The sequence below is a fragment of the Aeromonas sp. HMWF015 genome (assembly GCF_963878965.1).
GTDB classification, from domain to species: Bacteria; Pseudomonadota; Gammaproteobacteria; order Enterobacterales; family Aeromonadaceae; genus Aeromonas; species Aeromonas veronii.
On record NZ_CAWNZT010000064.1, the window covers coordinates 1 to 1,694 of the forward strand.

Genomic DNA, 1,694 nt, shown 5'->3' on the forward strand with positions numbered 1-1,694 from the left:
TTACAAACAGGCCAGAGTAATTGTCGCGAAGCGGACGGTGTAATTGTCGCCTAATACTCCGGACTCATATCGAGGAGTTCATCGCGCTGGAGCTGACCGATAAGCTCGATACGCAGTTAGCCAGTCTGGTGCGCTCCGGCGTGCTGGACCTGAATAACTGGGATGGCGCAAATCTGGTCCTGCCTCGCACTGTGACCACTGCGCTACTGGAGGCCGCTGCCGAACGGGTGATTTGGCATAGCCACCGCCGTCGCTATCAGCGAGACATCAACCGCCTCAAGCAAGCGCTGTAGACATCCTCCCACAGTTGCACACCACAACCCCATGCAGCCCCTCACACCGAGGGGCTGTTTGCATTTAAAGGAATTACACCATGCATGACCTGCGTGATTACAAAAACCTGACTGCTCGGCAGATAACCGCTGCCATCGGCAAGCTCAACCACAACACCGTGCCGAAGATAATGACCCATCTGGCCTTGCGGGCTAGGCAACCCAATCCGCTCGGTAATGGCCGTAGCAGAGCCAAGGCCCTCACGCTGCTGCGCCGGGTCAAGAAGGCTCACAAGACGGGTCGCATCCCGCTTGAACTCACCGTGACGGGTTGTCGCATCGACCGGGGTAGCCATCAGGCAGACCGCTACTACTACGACCGGACGCTACTGGCTCAGGGCTGGCAGCAGTACGACACCCAGGAAGATGCCTGGTACTTTGGCATCTGGGTTAACACCGAAAAGCTCGAGACCTTCACCTACGCCGAGGGGGATACCAACCATGTGATAGCCCCGAACATCGAAGCCTTTCGCTCTGAATTGGCGAGGCTCTACCAGTACCAGCCACAAGCCCCGGCATTTATCAGTATCGACCCGGAGGCAGGCACGGTGACCCACCATTTTGAAGCCAAACCGGAGGTGTGACATGGCTAAAAACATCACCATCAGAGTTCCCGGCAAACATCCGCAGACTGGCGAGTTCACCACCTTTGAGCTCAAGGGCCAACGCATCGATATCAACATCGGCGGCCAGACCGTGCCTTTTCTTATTCACGGAAGGGGGATAGGAACCTCGCTCACCCATATCCCCAGTGGGTATCGCATCGCGCTGCTCGGAGGTTGGCTCACCGCTCGCTACACACTCCCTGAGAATAAGCCCAGCAGAACGGCCTGCGCCCAGATGGCCATCGACCGGCTGGTGGCTCAATACGGCTCGCTGCACCTGCTGGACCGGCTCAATGGCAAGCCTGTGCTCAATGAGACTGGCTGACTGCGTCCGTTGACATCCCACCGTCTCGCTCATCAACAAACAACATAAAGGGCCAGCCCTCACAGGCTGGCCCTTGGCATCATTGGAGTCACCGAACATGCCCCGTCTTATCACCGCGCTCGAGGTGCATCGCTATGCCCCCGAGCTTAACAAGCTGCATCTGCGCAACCGCCAGACGTTACCAGCGCCCGGCATCACCACCATCAAAGAGGCCAAAGCCCACCTGTTTGGCCGCTGGCAGCCAGGACATCAGGTGACCATCACCGTGAGCCACCCTGACTACATCAATCTCTCCCGGCTCTACCGAGGGCGCCTGGTAAACCTGGCAGACCTCCCAGAGCACCTGACCAAACTCCGCCAGCGCCACAACGTGCCCGGCACCCGCATCGACATTGAACTGAGGTATCGCTAATCATGACCACGACAATCACC

4 protein-coding genes are annotated in these 1,694 nt (G+C 58.2%); all 4 read left to right on the forward strand.

The window, feature by feature from the left end:
• Window positions 1-140: 140 nt before the first annotated feature.
• The 4 genes from AACS18_RS02900 (at window position 141) to AACS18_RS02915 (ending at window position 1,674) form a co-directional block, all read left to right on the forward strand.
• A complete protein-coding gene (locus tag AACS18_RS02900) occupies window positions 141-293 on the forward strand; it encodes a hypothetical protein (protein ID WP_258228830.1) in 153 nt (50 codons plus the stop codon).
• Window positions 294-373: 80 nt separating this feature from the next.
• On the forward strand, window positions 374-916 hold the full coding sequence (locus tag AACS18_RS02905) for a hypothetical protein (protein WP_108613647.1): 543 nt from the start codon (window positions 374-376) through the stop codon (window positions 914-916).
• A gap of 1 nt (window position 917) precedes the next feature.
• Window positions 918-1,262 carry a hypothetical protein gene (locus AACS18_RS02910; RefSeq protein ID WP_108613648.1) on the forward strand — a complete coding sequence of 115 codons (345 nt, stop codon included), beginning with the start codon at window positions 918-920 and terminating at the stop codon, window positions 1,260-1,262.
• Between the two features lie 97 nt (window positions 1,263-1,359).
• Entirely contained in the window at window positions 1,360-1,674 is a 315-nt protein-coding gene (locus tag AACS18_RS02915) for a hypothetical protein (protein WP_108613649.1), read from the forward strand.
• The last annotated feature ends 20 nt before the right edge of the window (window positions 1,675-1,694 follow it).